22 protein-coding genes are annotated in these 17,910 nt (G+C 27.3%); 17 read left to right on the forward strand and 5 right to left on the reverse strand.

Features of this window, described 5'->3' with window-relative positions; translation table 11 throughout:
* The 10 genes from IC758_RS10105 to IC758_RS10150 all read left to right on the forward strand — a co-directional run bounded on the left by IC758_RS10105 (position 1) and on the right by IC758_RS10150 (position 10,679).
* The gene (locus IC758_RS10105) at positions 1–2,760 is read left to right on the forward strand and encodes a phage tail spike protein (RefSeq protein WP_227860973.1); all 2,760 of its coding nucleotides are present in this window, start codon (positions 1–3) and stop codon (positions 2,758–2,760) included.
* On the forward strand, positions 2,747–3,052 hold the full coding sequence (locus IC758_RS10110) for a hypothetical protein (RefSeq protein ID WP_021426484.1): 306 nt from the start codon (positions 2,747–2,749) through the stop codon (positions 3,050–3,052). The genes IC758_RS10105 and IC758_RS10110 overlap by 14 nt, the downstream gene beginning before the upstream one ends.
* Positions 3,053–3,069: 17 nt before the next feature.
* Positions 3,070–6,612 (forward strand): PQQ-binding-like beta-propeller repeat protein, encoded by a 3,543-nt coding sequence (locus IC758_RS10115; protein ID WP_227860974.1) that lies wholly within the window; start codon positions 3,070–3,072, stop codon positions 6,610–6,612.
* Positions 6,613–6,630: 18 nt separating this feature from the next.
* Positions 6,631–6,969, forward strand: a complete 339-nt coding sequence (locus IC758_RS10120; protein ID WP_227860975.1) for a hypothetical protein — start codon at positions 6,631–6,633, stop codon at positions 6,967–6,969.
* Complete coding sequence (locus IC758_RS10125) at positions 6,969–7,106, forward strand: XkdX family protein (RefSeq protein ID WP_227823923.1); 138 nt, start codon at positions 6,969–6,971, stop codon at positions 7,104–7,106. The genes IC758_RS10120 and IC758_RS10125 overlap by 1 nt, the downstream gene beginning before the upstream one ends.
* 66 nt (positions 7,107–7,172) lie before the next feature.
* Complete coding sequence (locus IC758_RS10130; protein ID WP_227483161.1) at positions 7,173–8,840, forward strand: hypothetical protein; 1,668 nt, start codon at positions 7,173–7,175, stop codon at positions 8,838–8,840.
* A gap of 15 nt (positions 8,841–8,855) precedes the next feature.
* Complete coding sequence (locus IC758_RS10135; RefSeq protein ID WP_227860976.1) at positions 8,856–9,185, forward strand: hypothetical protein; 330 nt, start codon at positions 8,856–8,858, stop codon at positions 9,183–9,185.
* A gap of 26 nt (positions 9,186–9,211) precedes the next feature.
* Positions 9,212–9,388 (forward strand): hypothetical protein, encoded by a 177-nt coding sequence (locus IC758_RS10140; RefSeq protein WP_227860977.1) that lies wholly within the window; start codon positions 9,212–9,214, stop codon positions 9,386–9,388.
* 72 nt (positions 9,389–9,460) lie between these two features.
* Complete coding sequence (locus tag IC758_RS10145; RefSeq protein WP_227860978.1) at positions 9,461–9,862, forward strand: holin family protein; 402 nt, start codon at positions 9,461–9,463, stop codon at positions 9,860–9,862.
* Between the two features lies 1 nt (position 9,863).
* Positions 9,864–10,679 carry an N-acetylmuramoyl-L-alanine amidase gene (locus IC758_RS10150; RefSeq protein ID WP_227860979.1) on the forward strand — a complete coding sequence of 272 codons (816 nt, stop codon included), beginning with the start codon at positions 9,864–9,866 and terminating at the stop codon, positions 10,677–10,679.
* Positions 10,680–10,752: 73 nt separating this feature from the next.
* Here IC758_RS10150 and IC758_RS10155 read toward each other — a convergent pair whose 3' ends face one another.
* Entirely contained in the window at positions 10,753–10,935 is a 183-nt protein-coding gene (locus IC758_RS10155; protein WP_227435222.1) for a hypothetical protein, read from the reverse strand.
* A gap of 348 nt (positions 10,936–11,283) precedes the next feature.
* On the opposite strand from IC758_RS10155, the gene IC758_RS10160 reads away from it, so the two are divergent.
* The 3 genes from IC758_RS10160 (at position 11,284) to IC758_RS10170 (ending at position 12,666) form a co-directional block, all read left to right on the forward strand.
* Entirely contained in the window at positions 11,284–11,433 is a 150-nt protein-coding gene (locus tag IC758_RS10160) for a hypothetical protein (protein ID WP_227860980.1), read from the forward strand.
* Positions 11,403–11,570, forward strand: a complete 168-nt coding sequence (locus tag IC758_RS10165) for a hypothetical protein (RefSeq protein WP_227860981.1) — start codon at positions 11,403–11,405, stop codon at positions 11,568–11,570. The genes IC758_RS10160 and IC758_RS10165 overlap by 31 nt, the downstream gene beginning before the upstream one ends.
* Before the next feature lie 364 nt (positions 11,571–11,934).
* Positions 11,935–12,666: a hypothetical protein gene (locus IC758_RS10170; RefSeq protein ID WP_074178328.1), complete on the forward strand. Its 732-nt coding sequence runs from the start codon at positions 11,935–11,937 to the stop codon at positions 12,664–12,666.
* A 747-nt stretch (positions 12,667–13,413) separates the two neighbouring features.
* Here the strand turns inward: IC758_RS10170 and IC758_RS10175 are convergent.
* Positions 13,414–13,614 carry a hypothetical protein gene (locus IC758_RS10175; RefSeq protein WP_227435218.1) on the reverse strand — a complete coding sequence of 67 codons (201 nt, stop codon included), beginning with the start codon at positions 13,612–13,614 and terminating at the stop codon, positions 13,414–13,416.
* Positions 13,615–13,795: 181 nt separating this feature from the next.
* On the opposite strand from IC758_RS10175, the gene IC758_RS10180 reads away from it, so the two are divergent.
* The 4 genes from IC758_RS10180 to IC758_RS10195 all read left to right on the forward strand — a co-directional run bounded on the left by IC758_RS10180 (position 13,796) and on the right by IC758_RS10195 (position 15,705).
* A complete protein-coding gene (locus IC758_RS10180) occupies positions 13,796–14,002 on the forward strand; it encodes a helix-turn-helix domain-containing protein (RefSeq protein ID WP_227435217.1) in 207 nt (68 codons plus the stop codon).
* A 173-nt stretch (positions 14,003–14,175) separates the two neighbouring features.
* Positions 14,176–14,430 (forward strand): hypothetical protein, encoded by a 255-nt coding sequence (locus tag IC758_RS10185; RefSeq protein ID WP_255630978.1) that lies wholly within the window; start codon positions 14,176–14,178, stop codon positions 14,428–14,430.
* Between the two features lie 535 nt (positions 14,431–14,965).
* Complete coding sequence (locus IC758_RS10190) at positions 14,966–15,349, forward strand: YtxH domain-containing protein (protein ID WP_227823928.1); 384 nt, start codon at positions 14,966–14,968, stop codon at positions 15,347–15,349.
* 2 nt (positions 15,350–15,351) lie between these two features.
* A complete protein-coding gene (locus IC758_RS10195) occupies positions 15,352–15,705 on the forward strand; it encodes a hypothetical protein (protein ID WP_227823929.1) in 354 nt (117 codons plus the stop codon).
* Positions 15,706–15,865: 160 nt separating this feature from the next.
* Here IC758_RS10195 and IC758_RS10200 read toward each other — a convergent pair whose 3' ends face one another.
* From IC758_RS10200 to IC758_RS21015, 3 genes are all read right to left on the reverse strand, one after another.
* Positions 15,866–16,648, reverse strand: coding sequence for an N-acetylmuramoyl-L-alanine amidase (locus IC758_RS10200; RefSeq protein WP_227823930.1), 783 nt, complete (start codon positions 16,646–16,648; stop codon positions 15,866–15,868).
* Between the two features lie 132 nt (positions 16,649–16,780).
* Positions 16,781–17,224 carry a deoxycytidylate deaminase gene (locus IC758_RS10205; RefSeq protein ID WP_227435208.1) on the reverse strand — a complete coding sequence of 148 codons (444 nt, stop codon included), beginning with the start codon at positions 17,222–17,224 and terminating at the stop codon, positions 16,781–16,783.
* A 221-nt stretch (positions 17,225–17,445) separates the two neighbouring features.
* Complete coding sequence (locus tag IC758_RS21015) at positions 17,446–17,580, reverse strand: hypothetical protein (RefSeq protein ID WP_009889851.1); 135 nt, start codon at positions 17,578–17,580, stop codon at positions 17,446–17,448.
* Positions 17,581–17,910: the final 330 nt, after the last annotated feature.

Here is a 17,910-nt window from a genome sequence, read left to right on the forward strand (position 1 = left end):
TTGCTTAGGTTATATAATGCAAATGAAACAAATTTTAAAAACAATGGATTAGGAATATTAAAAGATGCAGTTGAAGCAAAGGTTACAGAAGAATTAAATGGGTTGTTTGAGTTAGAGTTTACATATTATGTGGGCTCTTTTTTATTTGATGAAATTGATTATAATAAAATAGTTATGGCTGATGCTTCTCCAAAACTTAAAAATCAGTTATTTAGGATTTACTATATTTCTAAAGAACTTGATGGAAAAATATTAGTTAAAGCAGAACATATTAGTTATGACTTGTTAAATAATTTTATAGAGACTTTAGAACTTAAAAATGTTACTTGTGAAGAGGTTCTTAATCAAATATTTAGGTCCTGTACTGAAGAAAATAGATTTGTAGGATATTCAGATATAACTGGAAATAAAGATTTTTCAATATCATGTGTAAGTCCACACAATGCTATATCTGATATTAAAGAGTTATTTAACAACAAATCTAAATTAAAGAGAGATAATTTTAATATAAGCTTATTAAATAATATTGGAGAAAGTAATAATGTATTACTAGCATATAGGAAGAATATAACAGGTCTTACAGCAACTTATGATACACAGGAAGTCATAACTAAGATATATCCATATGCAACTAAAAAAAGTGGTAAAAATAAAAAAATTACACTATCAGAAAAATATATAGAAAGCAAATATATAAATAATTATCCAACTCAAAGAATTGTTGCAGTTGATTTTACAGATGATGATGTGAAGAATGAAGAGAGTTTAAGGAATAAGTGTAAAGACTATTTTACCAAAAATAATGTTGATTTACCTAAAGTTACTTATAAAGTTGAATTTGTAGATTTATCAACTACAGAAGATTATAAGAATTATAAAATGCTTGAGACTGTTAATATGGATGATGAAATAATAGTTAGAGATTATAACTTAGGTATAAATGCTACTGCAAGGGTAGTAAAAACTGAATATAATCCAGTATTAAAGAAATACAATTCGGTTGAAATTGGTGACTTAGTAAATCATTTTAAAGATGAAAGAATAGATGATTTAGAAGAAAAAATAGATAAGGTTCAAAATAATGTAGATAATATTGTAATTGAAAGTGATAATTTTCCAGATACACTTCCAGAGCCTTCAAATGTAATAGCACTAGGGTTATGGAGTATGATTCAGTTAGATTGGACTTTTGATAATAAACTATATTATAACTATGAAGTATATGCATCCCAAATAAAAGGATTTGAACCAGATACTGTAGGATATACAAATAGGATATATGTGGGTCAAGCAAGTTCATTACTTCATGAAGTTAAGCCTATGCAGACTTGGTATTATAGAGTAAGAGCAGGGAATACACATGATAACTATAATGAATTTTCAAATGAAGTTAGTGCAACAACAAGGAAGTTAAGTGATGCAGCTGAATATTTTGAAGAAGCAGCTATAGGTCATGCAGTTATAAGAGATTTAGATGCAGATAAGATAAATGTAGGAAAAGTAAAAGGACAGTATATTGAAGCTAAAAATTTAGTTGTAGTTGATGGAAACAGTCAAACAACTTTAAATATAGACAGTTTTGGAAATGTTCATATAGGTGCAACAACATTTACATTAAAAGGCAAGTCACTGGAGTCTATTATTGGTGGAGAAATAGATAATATAACTCAACTTGAGATATTTAATAAATTAACTAATAATGGTCTTGCTAAGGGACTATATATGGTTGGGAATGAGTTATATTTAAATGCAAGTTACATTAGAACTGGTACTTTAGAGGGGCAATTTATAAATGGTAGAAATTTAACTGTGAGAGATAATGATGGATATATAACTTTACAAGTGGATAGCAATGGAAAAGTTAATATAAGAGCTAATGAATTGTCTATAGGTGATAAAAACAACTATGAAAGTGTTTTAACTAGTGACCAAAAAGCAGTATTTGATGCATTAACAGGGAACCGAAATTGTGGAATATATTTAAGTGGAAGTAGATTATATATAAATGCTGATTATATAGATACAGGTACTATTTTATGTGACAGAATAGGTGCTAGTTCATCAAATCCAAGAATACTACTTTTTTCAGGTAATGGAGCTGAATGTGCAATAGATGCTACTGCATTAAATGGTGTTGGTATAGGTAAATCAATTAGATTTCAGTATGATAGAAGCCATTATGTAGCTGTAGATGGCTCTTCAATAAACTTTTATATAGGTAGTACAACTATTTATAATAACTTTTCTCGTTCAAAAGTTTATTTTTATCAAGATGAAATTAGATGGGATAGTGCAGTTTTTGATATGTCTGGAGCTTTAAGACTGTATACAGAGAGTGAAGAGACTGGTTTTGTAGCATGGAATGATGGAACTGCTGCAATTTATTGTGATGGAAGAGAAAGACACGCTTTTTATGATGATGGGACTAAAAAAGGAGGTTCTATTGAAATTGATGGGACTATTTTTGGTATGTCACCAGTTGACAGTCCTCAAACATTAATAGAAGATATTTTATTTGATGTAGAAGTAGAAGAAACAGGAACTATAGTTAAATTAGACAGTACTTATGCCAAAACTATTTCAAGATATGCTGTATTTCCTTCTAATGGAAAAGTTGAAGTTGTAGAAAAGCAAAATGGATATTTTAAAGTATCTGGATATACTGGGAAAGTAGATTTTAGTGTAAAGGGAAGTAGAATTGATAAAGAACATGAATATTTTTCAATAATGGGAGGAGAAGAACAACATGGCAATTTCTAAGGATATAACAAATGCAATGGGTCAAACTGCTAACTATTGGAGGATAACAACAATAAATAGTAGTTATGGTGCAAAAAAGTGTAATGTATTTATTGCTGGATATAAAGATGAGCAAAGAAGATTAGATAATAAGCAACCAATAATTGTTAAAAACTATATGATGAAGGAAGATGATTTTGCTTTATATTTAGATACAAATACGCTGGATATAAGTGGAGTAAATCAAGTTCAAGCTTGCTACAATTGGTTAAAAGAAAGTGTTGAAGAGTTTAATGGAGGAATAGATGCATAGAGAGGATGTGATAAATCTTGAGAGATAGAATTTATATTGTAGACATCAATACAAAGATGTATCAAATAGCTAGATATAAGCAAAATGACAACGATGTATTTTATAACATGAGGATAGTACAGGATTCTATAGATGTTGACTTAACTGGATATACAGCATTAGCATTTTTTAGTTTACCAAGTGGAAGAGTTACTCAGAAAAATTGTACTATAGAAGGTTCAACTGTTTATACTGAATTAAGTCATATAGAGCTTTCAGAGGAAGGTGATGTTGCTTCTGAGATAACTTTATATAAAGATGACAAGGTAGTTACTACATTTTCTACAATAATAAAAGTTGAAAAAAGTATAAATAGAAATGCAATAGAGGATGAGCCTAGTTGGGATATAATAAAAGACATATTGAATGTATTAAGTTATGAAGAAGAAAGACAAGAAAATGAAAATGTAAGAAAATCTAATGAAGAAATTAGAATAAGTTCTGAAAATGTAAGAGTTGGCAATGAGAATATAAGAATTGAAAGTGAAAATCAAAGAAAAGATAATGAAGCTGAAAGATGTGATAATGAGGAAACAAGAAAAACGCAAGAGCTCACTAGGGAAGCAAATGAAGAAAGTAGAAAGACAAATGAAATAACAAGGGAAGCAAATGAAGAAAATAGAAAGACGAATGAAACAACAAGAGAAGCAAATGAAGAGATAAGAAAAAACAATGAGATAGTCAGAGAGTCAAGTGAAGAAACTAGAAATAATAATGAAGAAATAAGAGAAAGCAGTGAAACAACTAGAGATACCAATGAAGAAGCTAGAAAGGCTAGTGAAACAACAAGGGAAACTAATGAAGAAACAAGAAAAGCAAATGAAATAATAAGGCAAAGCTCAGAAACTAAAAGAGAAGAGAATGAAGAAATTAGAAAAAGTAATGAAGAAAATAGAGAGTTAAACGAATCAACTAGACAAACATCTATAACTAACATGCAAAAGAAAGTAGATGATAAAGTAGCTGAGGTTGATAATAAAATAGTTGAAGTTAATACTGCTAAGACAAATATGGAAACTGCTGTGAGCAATAAGATTACTGAATTTGAGGATAGATTTGGAGAACTTGAAAGCCTTGATGCTAGAGGCGAATTAATTCAAGCAAGAGAAACAGTTGATGGGACTGTAAAGGATACTCTGAAAGACAGATTGACATATGACTTTGAAAAAGTTAATGAGAAGATAGCAGAAATGACTTCGGCAGCAACTAATGTAGCCTTTAGTAAGTCTTATGTTGAATCTGATTGGGTATCTGATGGAGAATACTTTAAACTTACAGTTAACCATAATCTTGTTACGGAGAATATATTTGTTGCCATATTGGATGAAGCAACTAAGAAAAGTATGACTAATTCTTATACTGTAGTTGATTCTAATACAATAGAAATTTTTAATGAAAGTAATATAGATGTAAAAGTGACTGTTGTAAATGGTAATACAAATAAAGAAGTTATAACGGCTACAATAAACGATAATATAACAACACTAGATAGTACTTATTCTAGTGTTAAAATTGATTCAAAAATAGGTGTAAACGAATTAAGCACAAATGCTAAAAACCTAACAGATGCAGTTAATGAACTTTTTCAATCTGTCAGTAATGGAAAGGAATTAATCGCTACTGCTATTACTGACAAAAAAGTACCAACTAATAGTAGTGATACATTTCAAACTATGGCAAGTAATATTAGTAGTATAAAACAAATGCCAGATATGCCTAGTGATGTTGAAGAAGTTTGGCAGTTTGCAGGTCATACAGGTGGAGTATATTCAGTATGTGTAGATTTAAATAATAATATAATTAGTTGCAGTCATGATAGTACAATAAGAAAAATATCTTCAAGTGGTGCTGAAATTTGGGAGTTCACAAGCCATACACTACCAGTAAAATCCATATGTGTTGACAAACAAAATAATATTTATAGTGCCAGCGATGATTACACAGTAAGAAAAATATCTCAAAGTGGTATAGAAATATGGAAATTTACTGGTCATACAGGGTATGTTGAAGGTGTATGCGTAGATTTAAATGGAAATGTTTATAGTGCTAGTGATGATTATACAATAAGAAAAATATCTCAAAGTGGTATAGAAATATGGAAGTTCACAGGTCATACAAGTTATGTCTTTTCTGTATGTACAGATTTAGATAACAATCTTTATAGTGGTAGTTATGATAATACTGTAAGAAAAATATCTCAAAGTGGTATAGAAATATGGAAGTTCACAGGTCATACAAGTTCAGTATATTCAGTATGTGTAGATTTAAATAATAATGTCTATAGTGGTAGTGATGATAAATCTATAAGAAAAATATCTTCAAACGGAACTGAGATATGGAAATATAATGAAAATACTAGTAATATATTTACAGTCAACACAGATTCTGAAGGTTCGGTCTATATTGGAGGTAGAGATAAAATTATAAGGAAAATATCTTCAATTGGCACAAAAATATGGGAGTTTAAAGGTCATACTGATTATGTCAGATGTGTCTCTATAGACTCTAATAGTAATGTTTATAGTGGAAGTAATGATACTACTGTAAGAAAACTACAACAAAATTTAGGTATTTTAGTTACAAAAGACAATCAAAGTGAAATACACAAAATAACTAAACTAGATACTATTGTGAAAGAGGTTTTACCTGCACCTACTGAAGTATGGGATAAAATCCAAGGTGGTTATGTATATTCAATATGTATAGACCTAAATAATAATATTATTAGTGGAAATTATGATAGAATAGTAAAAAAAATATCTCCAACTGGAGAAGAAATTTGGAGTTATAAAGGACATGAAAGTGGTGTATATTCAGTATGTGTAGATTTACAGAATAATATATATAGTTGTAGTAGTGATATTACTTTGAGAAAAATATCTTCAAGTGGTGCTGAAATTTGGAGATTTACTGGGCATACAGGTACTGTACGTTCAGTATGTGTAGACTTGCAAGGTAATATAATAAGTGGTAGTGCTGATTTTAAAGTAAGAAAAATATCTTCAAGTGGTGCTGAAATTTGGAGATTTACTGGGCATACAGATACTGTACGTTCAGTATGTACAGATTCACAAGATAATATAATAAGTGGTAGTGCTGATGATACAGTAAGAAAACTGTCAACAAATGGTGCTGAAATTTGGAGTTATAAAGAATATGAAAGTTCTGTAAACTCAGTATGTACAGATTCACAAGATAATATAGTAAGTGGTAATGGTAACTTTAAAGTAAGAAAGATATCTTCGACTGGAGAAGAAATTTGGAGTTATAAAGGACATGAAAGTGGTGTATATTCAGTATGTGTAGATTTACAGAATAATATATATAGTGGAGGCAATGATAATACCATTAGAAAAATATCTTCTAATGGAGCAGAAATTTGGAAATATTCAAACTACAAAGATTGGGTGTTGAGTATATGTATTGATTTAGAAAATAATATAATTACTGGAGATAGAAGCAACTTAATAAAAAAACTACAAAACACACATACAGTACAAAAAATAGCTTATTATAGTTAAACTCGGGAGGTAATAAAAATGAACAATCAAAAATATTTAACAGGATTAGAGCACAAAGAAGGAAATATATATAAAGTAAATTTGATACACAATATGCCCTTTGACAAAGTATATGGTCTAAATAAATCAGTACAAGAATTAGAATTAAATGGGGTATTAGTTGACGAAGTTGTAGAATCAGAGCAAAGAGAAGGTTTTGCATCTATTATGTATGTAGATAAGGCAACAAAAGAGATTACATATGAGTATGTGGAAATACCTTTAACACCTGAACAAGAAGTATTAAAAAAGATTAAAGAATTAGAACAGGAAAATGCAAATATAAATTACAGCTTAATGATGGGAGGATTAATATAATGTTAAATTACGATAAAATAAAATATTATTATGATAATAAAATGTGGACTAAAGAAATGGTTAAAAATTCAGTAGGTAAGAATAAAATAACTGAAGTAGAATATAGAGAAATAACAGGTGAGGACTATACTGAATAGTTCTTTTTTATGTTCAAAATGGAGAGTTACTTTTGTAGCTCTCTAAATAAAAAAGAAGGTGATAAATTGTTAAATGAAGATGTGGTAAAAAATATTAATAAATTAAATAATGAACAGGATAATATTAATTTAGAACTTAGTAAAAAAGCGAATAAAGAACATAAACATAATGTTAGTGATATAGAAGGAATCGTTGCAAATGCAGAAGATATAAATTATACAAATATAAAAAATGAAGAAATTTCAAACTCGAAACAAGCTTTAGACATATTATTTACAGACACAGAAACTAGTAAAAAAAGTATTTTAGATATAGAAAATTTAGTTGAGGCTGAAAATATAAAATGTACTACCAATACAGGAGAATATACTATAGAAAACAGTAAGAAAGGTTATTTAACTAACTTAAATATAGAAGGAAAAACACTAGTTAATTTAGCTAATCCAAACAACATAGCTATAACAGAAGGTTTGCGATATTTAAATCCATTTAAGTACATTGAAAAAGGAAAAGAATATACATTTATTAATTTAAGTAATAAAGAAATATACTATTTTCACAATAATGTAATTAAATTTAAAATGAATCCAGATAGTAAAACTCTATATACTATAGACATAGATATAACTGATACTAGCTGTCTTTGTGTAGCCCACAGTGAAAAGGGCTGGGGAGAAACTGATACAGATAAACAAGAGTTTACTAAGTCAGTGATAATTTTAGAAGGTGATTATACAAGTGTAGATATTAATTATTTTGAAGGGCTACAAAGTGTTGGTCAAGGAGATAATATAGAAATTATATCTTGTAAAGAAGATATGAGTTTGTTTGATAAAAAAGTAATTCAATATACACTTAGAGGATTACCAGATGGTACAAGAGATGGAATAGTTTATAAAGATGGTTGTTATAAGTTAATACAAAGATGCGAAGAAATCACATTAGATGGTCAAAGTTTTTGGTCTGAATTTACAGCTAATTCAAATGATGCAACCTTGCTATTTAAAAATCCTATAGGTAAAAGTGTATCTAATAATACAAACTTATATTGTGATATGTTTAAACCAATAGTAATATTTGATGCAACTAATACTGTTGAGGGAGTTTATGAGACGTCTAGTAATATTTGGGTAAGGATTTTTAAAGATAGATTAGCAACCCCAAATTTAGAGGGTTTTAATTCATGGTTAAACAATAACAAAGTTACTTTAGTAAGACCTTTGAAAGAGCATAAAGAGATAGATATTTCTTCAATAAATTTATATCAATATGACAATAAAACTAAATTTATTTGTAATTCTAATATTGTCACTAATATTAGTTTTGAATGTACTAGAAATTTAGGAAGTCAAATAGATGTTATTAAAAGCAGTATAAAAAATATAAATCATATACAGTCTAGTCCTAGAATTATGGATTTATCTAATAAACTTCTAAATGGATGGAAGAGAACTGTTTCAGATAATGGAGGATTTATAATAAGTAAAAATGGTAATCAAGTTAGTTTTCATATGCGAATAACAGGTGGAGCAACAACAGATGGTACGACCTTATTAAAATTACCAAATGGATTTATACCTAAAACCTTTTATGTTTTTCCCGTTTTTACAACTCAAAGCAATCAATTAGTTCAAGGTTTTATATTTTTTAATTTTGGAAATGGATATCTTCAAACTACACAATTAGGAAGTAATGTAGATGTGTATAGTTATGGAACTTATTTTATTGAATAAGAAAGGAATCGAGGTATGTTAAACCTAGAAAAAAAGAAAGAATTTTTAATAGAATATGGGTTTGAAAATGATTTAAATAATATAGATAATTATTTTATTACAGATGATAAAAAATTATTTACTCCAGTGATAAAAGATGGAGAACTAATTAAAACAGGAGAACAGGTTTATAATGAGTGGCTAGAACTACAAAATAATCTACCTAAACCAGAACCAAGTATAGAAGAAATAAATGCAAATAAAATTATAATTTTAATAGAAAATCAAAAACAGCAAGATAGTTTATTAGTAGATAATGCTTATAGAATAGCTATGTTAGAACTTAACACAAACAATGTGTTATAAAATAAATAAAAACAGGAGGTGATAATATGCATAATATTTTAAAAAGAATGATTGAACAAAAGAATTATGAAACTAAAGAAGAGTTGCAAACGAAATTGGATGTATTCTATGTAATGGATAGAATTAAAGAAAGCGAGTACACAGAGTTAACAAATTTATTAATTAAAGAAGAAATACCAGTAGAACCAAGTGAAACAATATAGGTTCTTTTTTTATGTGTATGTTTATTAATTAGTTATTTAAAATTTAATAATAAAAAGAGAGGAAAGAAAAAAATGAATATTTATGATGGAAAATTAAACACTATTACAGCACTGATAGGAACGTATTTTACGTGGTTATTTGGAGCTTGGGAGGAAGTACTGGCTATCCTATTAACTCTTATGCTAATAGACTATCTGTTTGGAGTGATTAAAGGGTTTGTGCTTAAGAAACTTTCTAGTAGTGTAGGATTCAAAGGAATTGCAAAAAAAAGTGGAATACTTGTAATTGTGGCAGTAGCAGCATTATTAGACAGACTAATAAATAATGGAGACTGGATATTTAAGACATTAGTTTGTTATTTTTACATAGCAAATGAAGCATTAAGTATAACAGAAAATTGTGCAGCGATAGGTTTACCAATACCAAATAAAATTAAAGAAGCATTAGAACAACTTGGAAAGGAGAACAAATAAAATGAAAATAGGAATAAATTGTGGACATACAAAGGCAGGGGCAGGAAGTGGAGCAGTAGGAATAATAAACGAATCTGTAGAGACAAGAAATGTAGGATATAAAGTAATAGATAAATTAAAAGCTTTAGGTAACAATGTAGTCGATTGTACTATAGATAAAGCGTCTACTCAATCAGAATGTTTATCTAAGATAACAGCACAGGCAAATAGACAAGACCTTGACTGGTTTATAAGCATTCACTTTAATGCTGGAAAAGGGAGAGGGTGCGAAGTTTACACATATAAAGGTAAACAGTATCAAGATGCTATAGACGTTTGCAAAAAAATATCTGCTCTAGGATTTACAAATAGAGGGGTAAAAGATGGAAGTGGCTTATATGTAGTAAAGAAAACAAAAGCTAAAAGTATGTTAATAGAAGTATGCTTCGTAGATACTGACGATGCAAATAAATATTTAAGTTTAGGAGCTGATAAGTTAGCTAATGCGATTGTAGAAGCTATAACTAAACATGTAAGTTCAGCAGAAGAAAATAATTACAATAGATATAAACATACAATAGTGTACAGTGGTGATGATAAAGTATCAGCAGACATATTAGGGTTATATTACAAAAGGGCAAAAGAAAGTTATTTAGTGGTAGATATAAAAGACTATAAGCCACATCAAACACAAAATCTGTATGTAATTGGTGGAGTAACTTGTAATAAGATGAAAGAAATGAGTAAGACCACAGGAGAAAAGTTTACTCAGATATATGCTGATGATGTATGGTTAACTATGGATAGAGCTAGAGAGTTTGTAAAAGAAAAGTTATAGAATTGACATACACTAAAATAGGTAAGACGAATTTTATATAAGATTCTTCTTATCTATTTTAATGGGTTAAATTTTATACTAAAGCACACTCGCACAACAAAATCATTATTCTATGAAGGCAAGACTCTACAATATCTTCTCCATATTTTTTAATGAAATCATCAAGCTGAGTTTCTATGAATGAATAATATTCTTTTAAATTAGCAATATATGCAGTCATTATGTGAATACATTCATCAATCATATCATTAAACATAAGCAATCCCCCTAGAAAATGAAAAATAAAAAATATTCAGTAAATTATGCATATTATGTTATCTAAAATCTTATTTAAATAATACTTTTTTTAAAAATATTTTACAAGTAGATATGCGAAACTAGGCATTATAATTGTAAAACTAGTTATATTTATTAATTGTATAACCAAAGAGAAGTACACAGCTATAAAAGGTAATGATTTGATACACTTTACAAAGTATTAGATTTTATCAATAGATAGAAGTAAATACTATATGAAAGAATTATAAATATATGGAAAAATATGTTTAATATCGTTTTGATTAAGGTATAAATTTAATGAATAGAATGATAAGGGGTGGATAAGATGTTAATACATGATAAGAGCTTTTATCCAAATAATATTTATCCAACAATAGACTTTCTAAAGATAAAAAGGCAATTAAAATCAATATACAAGAATGATTTATCTGATTGTGGAAGCATATGTATAATAGAAAAAAAGACTATTCTATAAGTATAAATAGCATAGGTGAGATAAATATATATTATGATTCAAGATATGAAAATAAGATACAGAGTATAGTTGGTGAGATTGAACAGTTATTTAAGTCTCAAGTTAAAAATTTTAGTGTATCAAAATTTAATCATTGATGATTAATAAGGTAGCAACTAGCTTAAGTTGCTACCTTTTAAAGCGTAGGTATATAAGAAACTAAGTATAGCCATTTTCCAAATATCAATGATAGTATAAAGCCCGAAAGAAATATACCTAATATATACCATAAAAAAGTATTTAGATTCTTTTTCATAAATAACCACCAACTTATATTATATTTAATCTTCTTAATTAAAGTATATCAATAATAAGTATAAAGAGTATCTAAAATATTACAAATATATGTAATAAAATTTAATGATAATATATTAAATATCAAAAAATATAACTATTCTACAAAAATAGATTGAAATTTCTGAATATTTATATTATAATTTATATAAACAAGGAGGTGTTCTTATGAAATTAAAAAAACTTGTACCATTTGTAATATCAGTGTTAATGATTTTTCAAGTATGTGTACCATTTACTTTTGCTGATGAAGACCCCCCTGAAAAAATTCCTCAAAGGATAATAGATTTAGCAAATCACAACATTAGACCTAGAAATGAAGACCCTAAGAGTAAAGTAATGTTAAACAGTAAAGATATCAAAAATTTAATATCAACAGAAGAAGATACAATATTAGATGTTGTAAAAATAGCTGAAAATAAAGATTCAGAAACATTTGACGCAACTGTAATAGTAACTAGAGCTATACTTAACAAATATCAGGAAGAAATACTTGCAGATGTAAAGTATTTTGTAAAAATGACATATGATAAACGTAATTTGCCTGATGGATATCCTGGATATAAAATAACTAATGTGAGTGGCGGTGTTATATCTAAGTCAGACCCACAGATGACTCCTACAAAACTATATCTACGTTCAATTTCTGGTTACAGTAGATATCTTAATGCTACAGGTAATCGTACTTCTGGAATAGAAAAATTTAATTCTACAACATGGAATTCACCAAAAATGGGTTCTACATATTCATTTTCTCCAAGTTCTAATTACTACTATGATGCTAGTGGAGCAGGTGGAGTAAATGCACAGGCTCATTTAACAGTAAAGAGAAGTGTATCAAGTGCCACTTGGACTGATTATGTAGATGTTTTTATAGGAACTAGATTTGGTTTAACATAAAATATAAATATGGAATTTAGGTGCTTTTTATGAAAATTTTTTTATATGTTTTATATAGTTTTATAGTTATTACAATTAATTTTATATTAAAAGAAAAAAATTACAACTTTATTTTATTAGCAATATTTTTTATACTCCTATTAATTCAAAATGGGGTATTAAAAACAGGTTATCAAAATAGAGCCACCTTTTATCAAGACAATTACTTTAATGAAGAAAATAAAAATGATGAGATAAAACTTATGACTATAAAGAATTTTATATTTTTGTCTTTACCATTATGCTTTAATATACTATTCAACTATTTAATTTCTTAAATTGCATTTAGATTTATTTTAGTAGTAGATAAATTAAATTTAAATATTAGACAAAAAGGTGATAGATAATTTCTATCACCTTTTTAATATATTCTACTTCAAAAATAATTTTTTATTAGTTAAAAAAATTATATAAAATTATAGTATATGTTGTAATAATAATACGAACAAAATTTATTCTACAAAATAAAATTGATGTTATAATAAAAATAATTCATTTTGATATTTGTACCCTTGTACACTTCAAGCATCCTAAAAGGGTGCTTTTTTTATTTCCAATTCTCATCAATTTATACAAAGGCAAATACTCAAGAAAGCTATTCAAACTATCTTAAAACCGATTGTATTAGCTCTTTACTTAATACTATCAACAATTTATGATATAATAAGAAAATAGAAGTGTACTACCAATACACTTCTATAGTTACAACTAAGCATTCTCATGAGCGGGAGTGCTTTTTTCATTTCTCCAAACAATGTTGTTTACTTCATCAATGATTATCAAATCAATCTTATTATCTTTCAATATTTCTGTTGCAGTACAAATAAGATTATCTAAGTCAAAACTACGAGTTATTTCTAGTTGCTTGTTATTTACAAGTCTTTTTAGTATATAAGTCTTAAAACACATCTATATTACTCCTTTAATTTTATTGTTAGAGTTATTTCTGATTTAGTAGAAATAATTTCTAATTTATTATAAATATAATATGTCTTAAAGTGTATGTCAATACAAAATTCTAATAAAATAGAAGTTTGTTTTGACATTATAGAAATATTGATGTTATCATTTACTCAAGAGAGGTGATAAAATGATTTCATATAAACCTTTATGGAGAATGATGTTTGATAAAAATATTAAAAAAATGGAATTTAAAGAAAAAGCAAATATAAGTAATGGAACTCTTTCAAAGTTAAGTAAGAATGAATATGTTGCATTAGCTGTAATTGAAAAAATATGTTTAGTTTTTGATTGTACTCCAAATGATGTTATAGAAATAAAAAAAGATATTGAGTAGTAAAATTTATGATACTAATGTGATACTAATATGTTTTACAGTGTGTTAGAAAATATGGAAATAATAAAAATAATAGATTAGCTTACATGCAATAGACGAGATTTTATCAGATTATAAAGAAAAGTAATCCTTCTGGTGTTATAAAACATATAAAGAAAAAACATAGAGGTCAATTGAGTAAAGACATTTTTAATGATATACTAGAAACTATAAAAACAGTGCTAAAATCTCCTGAGTATATAGGAAGTCATCCTAAAAAACCTGGTAAAAGTGTAGAATTTGTAAAAAAACTTGATGATTATATATTAGTTGCTACAGAACTAGATACAAAAAAGGGATATCTATATGTCTCTTCATTATACGCCATAAAAGAAGCAAAATTAGAAAGTAGAATTAGTAGTGGAAGAGTATTACAATATGATGGTTAACATAATATTATTAATTTTTCCTAAAGCATTGAAAAATATTATCAAATAAGTTATAATATAAATATATATGTAAATATTTATTTATTAGATTTGAGGTTGGAAAAGGCACCCAATACGCTGCTTATAGGGTAGTTAATAGAGATGCAGGATACGCCGCCCTGCCAAATCTAATTAAATTTAAAAGAGAGGATTAATTCCTCTCTTATTGTTTTTTTAATTAATTTATTTAAAAGGGTTAAAAATATGGAGATATTTAGCACAAAAGAAATAAGATGTTTAAATGCTAATGAAGAATTGTATTTAGAAACTGCATCAAAATTTTTGATATACAGTGAAAGAGTAGGAGACTTATATTAAAGAGTTTTCAGATACTTATATTATAGAATTTTTGGAATGTAGTTTAGAATTCTTATTATATATATAAATACTAGAAAGAACTTTTTATTAGTTTTTAAAAATTTAGTTAGAAACTATATCATTATGGAAAAAAATGTATTATAATATTTAGAAATATTATAATAAGGAGCGATTGGATATGAACTTATCAAAAAAAATAGAAGATAAAAGAAAAGCTAAACAAAGAGCTGAAAAAGCCAAACAAGCTAAAATTGCAACGGCTGGTGTTGTACTAGGAGCTGTTACTGGTGCAGTTGGAGGAGTATTACTAGCACCTAAATCAGGAAAAGAAACAAGAGAAGATATAAAAGATGCATCTCAACAAATTGCGGATAAAATAAACATGAAAACAGTGGATGTAAAAGGTAAGATGTCTGAGAAATTAGAAGACAGAAAAGGAAATTTCATTGAATCAAAGCAAAAGATAAGAAATTATATAGATAATAAAAAACGTGTTGAAGATTCTAGCGAGGAAGATAAAGTAATAGACATTGTTGAACCAGTAAGTGTCACTGAGGAATAACAATGAATAACACAATAACAATTAATATTAGTATAATATATGTATTATTAGCTATACTTGGGTGTATCGCTTTAATTTATTTAATTATTGTACTTGCTAAATTACATAAGATTTTAAATAATGTTGGAAATGTATTAAATGAAAATACTCAAAATATAAATACAACTTTAAATAATCTTCCTAGTGTTGTAGATAGTTTTGGAGAAGTAGGCGAGAATATGAAAGATGTAACAGAGGCTGTTACTGAAGTTACAGCAGACTTTCTTGTTACTAAAGACAGCGTTAAATCAAATATGGATGTCATAGTTGATATATTAACTATAATTAAAAATATTTTTTCGGATAAAAAATATTAATACGATAAGCTTTAGTATTTCTGTGAATTTAAAACTTTACTAAACTAATTTTACAGAAAATACTTTATAAAGTACAAATAAATAAAGATGTATCTATTGATGAATAAACATAATAAGTAGATACATCTTTTTATTATATATTTATAAAATAATATCTATTTTATAACTTACCTACTTGTCTTAATGCTAATTTTACAGTTTCATATCTATCAGCACCATTTATTATTACATCACCTTTTACAAGATTATTAGCTTCTCCACCTACAACATAAACTTTTTTGCCTAAACCTTGCTTATAGCTAGATGCTTCTACTACTAAAGCATCTTTCAATTGCCAGTATAAAATTTGAGCAGCAACTTTATCAGCGTCCCCCTTATAAACTATTACATTTTCATACACTTTATCTCCCCCTTGAGAATTTGATATAGATTTATTTAATATTCCTTCTGCTATTAACTTAGCAACTTTATCTTTATTATTAACATAGTAATCTGTATCCGCTTTGCTATCTACAAAGCATACTTCTATTAGTATAGCTGTTGCGTTAGTGTGATTAAGCCAATAAAGATCTCTAACATCAGATTTTGCACCTCTATTTTTAAATACTGTAGCTAGTTTAGCATTTACCTTTTCTGCATATGCTTTTCCATTATTAGATTTATATATAGTTTCTGTACCTTCTGGGGTTGAAGTTGTAACATTTGCATTAAAATGAATCTGAACAGCTAAATCAGCTTCTTGTTTATTTGCTATAGCACATTGGTCAGCTAAATGATTATTTGATGCATCAACTTTTCCTGTATAAACAGTAGCTCCTCCTAATTTAAGCCATTTAACTATTAAGTCATTCATTATTCTTGTTTCTTTACTTTCGTTTATATATCCTACAGCTCCTGTACCTTTCCCAGTTAAAGTGTGCCCTGGTATTACTACTACTTTCAAATTATACATCTCCTTTATGATTAAATTTAACTTCTATTTAATATATGCACAATTTAAAATTTTGTTTCTTTTTATACTTTAATTATCTAATATAAAATATTTTGTAAAATTATAGAATAATATGTGTAAGTATTAAAATTGCAATTTTGTATATAACACATTGCTTGATTGTAATAATCTCAAGGCATATTCATCCATCCTATATCCAGTTTTATAGTAGATATGTTTAATTCCAGATTGAATTATGGCCTTAGTACAATTTAAACAAGGAAAATGGGTTACATAAATAGAACAATCTTTAACTGATATGCCTTCTTTAGCACAATAGTAAAGGGCATTTTGTTCGGCATGAATGGTTCTAATACAATGACCATCTCTCATCTCATGACCAACTTCACTACAGTGATTATCTCCAGATATACTACCATTGTATCCAGTAGATACGATTCTGTTTTCTGAGTTAACAATTATAGCTCCAACATAAGCTCTGTCACAAGTACCTCTTTCAGCTACTGTCTCACATAATCTCATAAAATACTCTTGCCATGAACATCTATTTTCAAGTTTACTTTCCAAACTAAATACCTCCAAATCTTATCTTTAATATATAAGATTTATACCTCAAAAACAGTATTAAAAACAAATTTGTTTTATAGCTAAAAATATAAAAGATAAAATAAATTTTAAATTGTTTTTTTAATAATTAAATCTTATTTCATTAAACTTTTTATAAAATTTTCATCATAAAATATGAAAACTGTCTTAATAAAATCAAGACAGTTTTTTATAATCAAAATTTATAACACAAGTTCATATTTTTCTTTAAACTCTTTTACAGCTTCAGGCCATGCCTTTTGTTCTGTAATACCTTTTTCTTTGGCTATTTTAATTGCAATTTCTCTTATCATTGCAGCTCCTTCTAATATTCCCATTTTCAATCTCCCTTCAAGTATCTTTTTGTACAGAATATAAATAGTGCTGAAATTTCTTACATATTACATCTACTACAATATCTATACAACATATAACTTATGAATTCCTTTTATTTTTATGCGCCTTTAACCGACATATAATTATATGCATTAAGCCTTAAAATTATGAATTTGATGATAATTATTTTTTATCTTTTATATACAATTGTGTAAGTTGCAAAATAGGGTAATCAGTATTTTAATTGTTCTATTACTTTATAATATACTCAATAAAAAATAAGATTGTATGATACATCTCCAGATATTATGGAAAGATGAATTGTACTATTG

It is taken from the genome of Clostridioides sp. ES-W-0016-02 (assembly GCF_020641035.1).
GTDB lineage: Bacteria > Bacillota > Clostridia > Peptostreptococcales > Peptostreptococcaceae > Clostridioides.